The following is a 7,983-nucleotide window of genomic DNA, read 5'->3' as shown; positions in this document are numbered from 1 at the left end:
CGGGGTGTCCGCGGCGCCGGGGGGGGGGCCCCGCCGGGGGGCCGCGGTGCCCCCCCTCGGTGCTCCCCCCCGGGGGCCCCCCGGGGTTGGGCCGGCCCCCCCCGGGGGGGCCCCCCGGCCCTTCCGGCCGTTCCGGCGGCCCGGCTACTCCGGCGGCAACGGCACCGGCGTCCGGCCGCTCAGGTCGACGTCCCACCGCACCTCGTGGAACTCCAGGCCCAGGTAGATGCCGCCCGCCCACTGGTCCGGCTTCTGGTGGTCGATGTAGTCCAGGTCCCCCATGTCGGACTCGTCCGTGAGGTCCATGTCCGAGAAGTACGCGAAGACCCGTCTCGCGGCCTCCTCCTCGGACACCCGGAACCGGCCCGCCATCTCCGCCACGATCGCGCGCACCACTTCCGCGCCCCGCTCGGTCACCGGCACCGGGAAGTCGGTCAGCACCTCGCCGATGCGGTGGCCCCGGGCCCGCAGTTCCGCCCGCACCCGGTCCGCCCGCTCCCGGCCGAAGACGGCCGAACGCTCCTCCAGCGCCGCGCCGTCCGGCCGGCGGCCGGCCTCCCGCGCCGCCGCGAGGTCGGCGAGGTCCCGGGCCCGCAGCGCGCGCTCCTCCTCCGCCGCCGGTCCCGCCAGTCGCTCCGCCAGCGCGCACGCCCCGGCGAACCGGTCCTCGTCGTCCGGGTGCGCGACGGCGTCGAAGACCGCGCGGGCCAGCTCCACCTGCCCGTCGACGGCCTCCTCCGGCCGGCGGACCGCCTCGGGCAGCTCGGCCAGGCCCGCCAGCATCCAGCGGGTGAGCCCGATGTCGAAGGCGCCGACCTCGCCGTCCGGGCCGTACCCCTCCCGGACCATGACCACGGCGGTGGAGTGCGACCGGACCAGCGCGTCGCGCACCGGGCCGACCCAGGGCGAGGCCACCACGGGCTCGAACAGCGCCGTGTGGCGCACGGCGAGCAGCGCCGCCGCGAGCACCCGGTCCCGCTGCGCGCCCTCGGGAAAGGCCACGGGCTCCAGGGCCTCGGGGCCGTTCTGCTCGTCGTCGTCCTCGGCCTCGTCGTCGTCCTCGTCGTCCTCGTCGTCCTCGTCGTCGTAGAACTCGGGGAACTCGGCGAACTCGTCGTCGTTCTCGTCGGCCTGCACGGTCCTGCGCGCCTTTCGCGTCGGGTACGGGGAAGAAGACACCGCCCCGGCACGCCTGAGCGTACCGGGGCGGTGTCGGAGGAAGATCACCGGAGATCGGCGGGGGTCACCCGCCGGTGATCACCAGAGCTTCCAGGTGCTGATCCCCATGAACCACCTGGCGAACCAGCGGCCCCAGAAGGAGGCGCTGAACTTCTTCACCACGTGGAAGGAGATCTGGTGGCCGCCGGACACCGGCTTCACGCCCCTGGTCTTCGGGTACGACCGGCTGTTCATCAGCATCGGCCCCTCCACGTAGGGACGGCTCTGCCGCAGCTTCGGCGGGTTGGAGTCGGCCCGGAACTTGGCCACCTCCTTGGCCCACTCGTCGTTGGCCTCCGTGAAGACCTTGCCCTTGAACTTGGCGAACTCCGACTTCGGGATGCGGAAGTGGATGACCGCCGGCTGGGCACCGTCGCCCCGGACGCCCTTCTTCGCGGCGCTCCGGGCCTGGCGCTCCGCCCACTCCTTGGCCTGGTCCTCGAGGTTCGTCGTGTAGAACCCGGTCCCGAAGTCCATGTTGCGGGGCTTGAAGTCCGGGTCGACGCCGTTGGCCTGGATGCTCTTGGCGGCCGCCAGGGTCGTCCCGTGGTACAGGTCGACGTACTCCTCGTCGTCGTCCTTGTCCTTCTTGCGGTTGTTGTTCTCCTGCTTCTTGGCCGGCGCCTCCTTGGTGGGCGGCGCCTGCTTCGACAGGTTGGGCGCGTCGGCCTTCTTGCCGGCCGCCGTGGTGGCGTCGATCGCCTTGCTGGCGTTCTTGGCCCACTTGGCGCCGGTGGCGACGTTGCCCGCGACCGGCACGGCCGACGCCGCGGACAGCGCCGCGTTCTCCCAGTCGCCCTCGGCCGCGTAGATGCCGGCGTTGACCAGGTCGGCCGCCTCGCCGACGACCGGCACCATGCCGACGACGTCGAGGGTGGCGTGGGTGACGTCCGACCAGCCCCACAGACCGTCGGGGTCCGTGAAGGCGAGCGGGTTGTTGTACCCGTAGTTGTACCCCTGCATCTGGAGGGGGTCGAGCATGTCGATGATCGGGTCGACGCTCAGGAACCTGCCCAGGGCCGGGTCGTACTCGCGTGCGCCCAGATGGGTCAGGCCCGTCTCGTCGAGCGTGCCGCCGACGAAGCCCCGCTTGCCCGGCCAGGTGGCCGGGGCCGTGCCGCGCGCCTGGCCGTAGGCCGTGAGCTTGCGCTGCGTGATGCTCATGCCCGGGGCGAGGGCCACCGCGAAGCCCGCGGTGTTGTGGTAGTCGGTGATCAGCGCGGACACCTTGTCCGCGCCGCCGGCCGTGGTCGCCACGCGGACGAAGGTCGGCGCGCCGACGTGGGTGTAGTAGCGGGTGCCGGTCAGCGTGCCGTTCGGCAGGGCGGTGATCTCGGTCTCGCCGAGGTACAGCGTGCTGCCGGTGGGCGTCTTGCCGATCAGACGGTTGCCGTCGGCGTCGTAGACGTAGGAGGCCAGTTCGCCCCCGGTGGTCTTGTCGCCGACCCGCTGGAGCCGGCCCTCGGCGTCCCAGTCCAGCTTCTGCCGGACCGACCCCTCGGTGCGCTCCTCGGTGTTGCCCGCCGCGTCGTAGACGTAGTCGGCCGTGGTGGGCGCGGCCGTCCCGACCTGGGTCGTGACGGAGGTGAGGGTGTGCGGCCGGAGGGCCGTCGGGGCCGGGTAGCCGTAGCGGCGCGCGACGTCCTTGGCGGTGTCGCCGGCGGGGTCGTGCTTCTTCTCCGTGAGGCGGCTGCCCGTCGGACCGAAGGTGTATGAGTGCCAGTACGGCTGCGGCCCGCCGATCTGGTCCGCCGCCGGGGCGGCGGCGCAGGTGTCGGGCGTCTTCGACGTCCACGCCTCGGTGAGCTGGCGCAGGGTGTCGTAGACGTAGCACTGGGTGTCGGTGACCTTGTTGGTCCCGCTGCCCGTGGACTCCGTCGCCTTCTTGACGTTGCCGATGGTGTCGTAGGCGTACCGGACGTCGTTCACGCGGTGGTCCGCGACCTCGCGGTCGTTGACCTGCTGCGTGAGGCGGCCCGTGTGCGGGTCGTAGAAGTTGGTCGTCCACATCCGGTACGGGGCGTTGCCGGCCGTCGTCTGGAGGACGCGGCCCTGCGGGTCGTACCGGGTGTCGTTGACGTACCAGTCGGTGCCGGAGGTGGTGAGGGCGAGGCCCTCGGGGGTGTAGCGGTTGACCACCTGCTCGGCGGTCAGGCCGCCGCCCGCGGGGAGCGTGGTGGTGGCCGGCTTGCCGGTCGGGGTGTAGGTGTACGCGTAGGTGTAGGTGCCCTTCAGGGCGCCCGCGGCCTCCGGGACGACGACCTTGCGGCCGGTCGGCAGGTACTCGGCGTCGTAGCCGGTGACCTCGTTGACGTACTCCGCCGTGCCCTCGTAGCGGGTGGAGGAGGTGAGCAGGCCCAGGGCGACCGAGTCGTAGAGCCAGGAGGCGCGCTTGGTGCGCTTCTCGCCCTCCACCCGGTACTGGGCGGTCTTGCGGCCGAGCTCGTCGTACTCGGTCTCCAGCACGACGCCGCGGGAGTCCTTGACGGTCAACTGGCGGCCGGAGTTGTCGTAGGTGAACGACGAGGTGCCGCGGTCCGGGTCGGTGGCGGTGAGCTCCTGGCCCCGGACGTCGTAGGTGGACGACCACTGGACGCCGTCGGCGTCCGTCGTCCGGACGCGCTGGCCCCGCACGTCGTACTGGTACGAGGTGCTGGTGAACTTCTTGCGCTCGGCGTCGGTGAAGTGGTCGACCCTGACGACCCGGCCGAGGGTGTCCTTCCAGGTGCGGACGGGGGTGCCGCCCGGCGGGGGGAGGGTCGTCGTGTAGTCGCCGCCGAACTCGGTGCCGGCGGTGAACGCCTGGACGTCGCCGTGCCAGGTGGTCTGCCGCACCGAGCGGTTCATGCCGTCGTAGACCGAGGCGGTCCAGGACGGGATCTCGGTGTCGCTCTTCGGGACGTACGGCGTGTCGGACAGCTCGCCGAGGGCGAAGTACTTGGCGTTGGCCCGCCGGATGCCGCCGTTGGAGTTGTAGAGCGTGTCCGTGACGATGCGGCCGCCGCCGATGGCCTCGGTCTGGCTCTGGCGCTCGCGGAGCCGGCCGTCGTACAGCGTCTTGGTGAGGGCGTACGTGCCGTTGTCCCGCAGGGCGCGGGCGGTCACGACGGTCGGCGCGCGGCCGTCGATCCGGTACTCGTACTCCAGGTTGTGGGGCTGGCCCGCCCCGGAGCGGCCGGGCGACCACACCTTGACGAGACGGCCCAGCGGGTCGTGCTCCAGGCGGGAGACCCGGTTGTTGGCGTCCGTCTTCGTCAGGGCCAGTCCGCGGCCCGTCTCGAAGTCGGTGGTGACCTTGTGGCCCTTGGGGTTGGTGACGACCACGCGGGTCGGCACCGAGTCCGTCGGGGTGAACTCGGACCGGGTGACCCGGCCGTCGGAGTCGGTGGTCGCGGTGGCCCGGCCGTACTTGTCGTAGGCGGTGGCCTCGGACAGGGAGTGGCCCGTGCCGTCGGCCTGGACGTCCTCGACCCGGGTGACCAGGCCCTTCGTCGGCGCCGCGCCGAAGGCGAGGTCGTCGTAGAAGGTGCGGGTGTCGTCCATCAGCCGGTCCGGCCCGGCCGTCGCGGCCGTGGCGCAGGTGCCGGCGGTGGTGCGGACCTGGACCGGGTAGCCCAGCAGGCCGGCGGAGGTGTTGTGCCGGTAGGTGATCACCGAGCAGGTCTCGTCGCCGGGCGCCTCGGTGTCGCCGGTGGTCTGGGTCCGGACCGGCAGCGGGTAGGCGGGGTCGAACTCCAGCGTCGTGTTGCTGGTCGTCCGCGTCTTCCCGCCGCTGACGTGCGCGGTGGTGGTCGACGACAGCGTCGCCGTCTGCCGGGAGATCAGCGGGGACGCGCCTGTGCGGGCGTGCCGTCCGGCCTCGCGGGTCCACAGCTTGGTGACCACCGAGCCGTCGATGACGGGCGTCGCGGCGTCGCCCCGGTAGGTGACCGTCTCCGCGACCTGGCCCTGGTAGGCGGGCAGGTCGTCGTCGATCTTCGCCCCGGCGTGGTCGTCCACGCGCGCCGTGCGGACGGCGCCGTCGGGCAGCGGGTCGCCGTGCATGCCGCGGTAGTAGCGGTGCTCGACCAGCGTGCGGGCGGTGCCCTCGTCGGCGCTGGTCTCACCGGTGCGCACGCGGACCGCCGCGTAGCCGCGCCACTCGTTCCAGGTGCGCTGCTTGGCCTTGGTGAACTCGCTGTCGTCCTTGGCCCAGGCGGCGTCGCCCACGTACTCGTAGGTGGTCACGACCGGCGGGGAGCCGCCGACGTGGTCCTCCTCCTGGATCCGTTCGACGACGTACTTGTTGAACCACTCGGGCTTGGTGGTGTCCTCGCCCGACGGGGACCAGTTGACCGGGTAGCAGCGGCTGCCGTTCGCCTCGGGCTTCGGCTTGGCCGCGGCCGGGTCGCACGGCTTGGAGTAGGTGACCTTCACGCCGCCGCCGGTCTCGGTGTAGACCGCGGCGATGCGCAGCCGCTCGAACGGCGGGCGGTCGTCGGTCGGCCGGGAGACGCGGTTCGGCATCGGGTCGCCGTTGGCGTGGAAGACCACCGGCGGCAGCGACTTGGCGGTGCCGGCGGCGCTGTAGCCGGTGCGGACGATCCGGTCGAGCCAGAGCGGCGGGTTGGTGTCGTAGCGGGTGTGCAGGAAGTTCTGCTTCAGCTCCCAGCCGTCGACCTTGCGGTAGTCCGTGCCGCCCGGGGTCTTGGCGACCTCGGTGGTGACGGCGCTGAGCCGCACCCGGGTCCAGAAGGTCGGGGAGGAGACGTAGCACTTCTTGCCGGAGGCGCAGAAGGTGTCGGACGGGGTGTCCGGCCAGCGCTGGGCGTCCTGGCCCTTCTTGGTGAACTTCTCCGGGTCGCAGTCGAAGGTCTCGGTCTCCATGCAGCGCTCGGGGGTCGTGAAGACCACCCGGGCCGGGGCCGGGGCCGCGTAGACGTTGCCGCCGTGGTTGCTCAGTCCGTACTCGATGCGGACCGGGTGGCCGCCGCGGACGTAGGAGACCGGGGTCTTGACCTTCTCGTTCAGCGCGTAGTGGTTGATCTCCTTCTTGTGGTAGATCGCCATCGCGTTGAGCGTGGTGTCCTCGACGTAGTCCAGGTTCCAGCGGTACGCCTGGGTGCAGGAGGAACCGGCGAAGTCGCCCGCCTTGTAGCAGGGCTCGTCGGGGTGGTTGCCGAAGACCGGGGCGGTGAAGACCGATTCGGTGGTCGGCTTGCCGTCCGTCCAGCCGGGGAGCTTGTGCCGGCCGAAGTGGTAGCGGACGCCGTCCGGGGTGGTGATGACCCAGTACTCGCCCGTGTCCTTGCCGTCGGGGTCGCCCTTGTCACCGTTGTCGGCGCCGGTCTTGTGCTCGATCCGGGTGCCGTCGTCGTTGGCCAGCTTCCACAGGCCCGTCGTGTCGTCCTTGACGAGCGGCGCCGTGGAGCCGTTGAGGCTCAGGACGGCGTTCTCGGTCTTGCCCCACCAGCAGAGGTCGCCCTTCTTCTTGGTGGTGTTGGGCAGCCGGCCCTGGGCGTCCTTGCCGCGGTCGTCGCTGCACGTGCGGAACTGCCGCTCGATGAAGCCGGGGTGGTAGTCCCAGCCGTCGCCGATCCAGGACGCCTGGTTGTTGGTGGTCGAGGTGCGGCCGTCGACCATCTGCGAGGAGTACGACAGCGCGATCTCGGGCTTCGGGCCGGCGATGACCGGCGGGACCTGGAGCGGGTAGCTCCAGTTGAAGCCGCCGGAGGAGCCGCCGTGGGTCCACTTGCCGGAAGGCTGGAGGGAGGTCGCGGAGTAGTCGCCGGAGGGGCTCGCGCCGCCGCCGGTCGCGGCGAGCACGAAACCGCCGCCGCCGGCCGCCGCGGTGCTGAAGGAGGCCTGCCGGAAGGCGGACGGCGTCACCCCGGGCTCGCCCGCGGCCGCGGGGTCGACGGTGGTCGAGACGGTGTCGGCGACCGCGTCGTTGACCGAATCGGTCTCGATCGGGTCGGCGCAGCCCTCGGCGTCGGGAGTGGTGAGGAAGCACTCGGGCAGGCGGATCAACTGGAGCCGGGAGCCCCAGTCGGCGCCGTAGAGCTGCTCGAACGCCTTGTAGTTGACGCCGACCTGGACGGGGCCCGTGGTGCCCTCGGCGGGCTCCAGCTTCATCAGCACGCCGTCGATGCCGGCGGCCTCGGTGGTCTCGCGGTCGGCGACGGTGACCTGCCAGGTGCCGCCGGGCGCCGGGTCCTCCACCGGGGTGGCGGCGGTCTTCGCCGCGGTCTTCCCCGCGGTCTTCGCCGAGGCGGGCTCGACGGCCGACGTCCCGGCGGGGGCCCCGGCGGTGTCCCCGCCGAAGGTGCCGGGCGCGGCGCCGAGCATCACGGGCAGGTCGCCGACCCGGACCATCTCGCCGGGCCTGCCGGTGACGGGCGCGGGGGCGGCGCGCAGGCCGCCCCACAGGGCCTGGCGGGCGACGGACTGCTGGATGGTCTGCTGCTGGCCGGCGGTCGCCGTACCGCCGTTGATGACGACGGTGCCGGTACCGCTCACGGGGGCCGCGGTGCGCTCGACCGCGTACTCCCCCTGGGTCTCGGGCGCGGGCGGGACCTGGTAGTCCACCTCGCTGTCGGCGCCCGGTACGGGCTTGGTGCTCTGCAGGTCGGGCAGAGTGACGCCGCCGCGGGGCGAGACGGCGGCCCACGCCCCCGCCGGCAGGAGGGTCGCGGTGATCGCGAGGGCGACGACGGCTCCCACGGCTCCGCGTGGTCTCCCGCCTCCTCCCCTCGGCGGTCCGGACCGGAACACAGACACGCTGAT

2 protein-coding genes are annotated in these 7,983 nt (G+C 72.4%); both read right to left on the bottom strand.

Annotated elements, in window-relative coordinates; all coding sequences use genetic code 11:
* Positions 1-144: 144 nt before the first annotated feature.
* Positions 145-1,137 carry a hypothetical protein gene (locus ACFYNX_RS15920; RefSeq protein WP_388661945.1) on the bottom strand — a complete coding sequence of 331 codons (993 nt, stop codon included), beginning with the start codon at positions 1,135-1,137 and terminating at the stop codon, positions 145-147.
* A 120-nt stretch (positions 1,138-1,257) separates the two neighbouring features.
* Positions 1,258-7,920, bottom strand: coding sequence for an RHS repeat-associated core domain-containing protein (locus ACFYNX_RS15915; protein ID WP_388661943.1), 6,663 nt, complete (start codon positions 7,918-7,920; stop codon positions 1,258-1,260).
* Positions 7,921-7,983: the final 63 nt, after the last annotated feature.

This window comes from Streptomyces sp. NPDC007872, from assembly GCF_042868165.1.
GTDB lineage: Bacteria > Actinomycetota > Actinomycetes > Streptomycetales > Streptomycetaceae > Streptomyces.
Note: the sequence above shows the minus strand (reverse complement) of the source record. Positions and strands in the feature narration are given on the sequence as shown.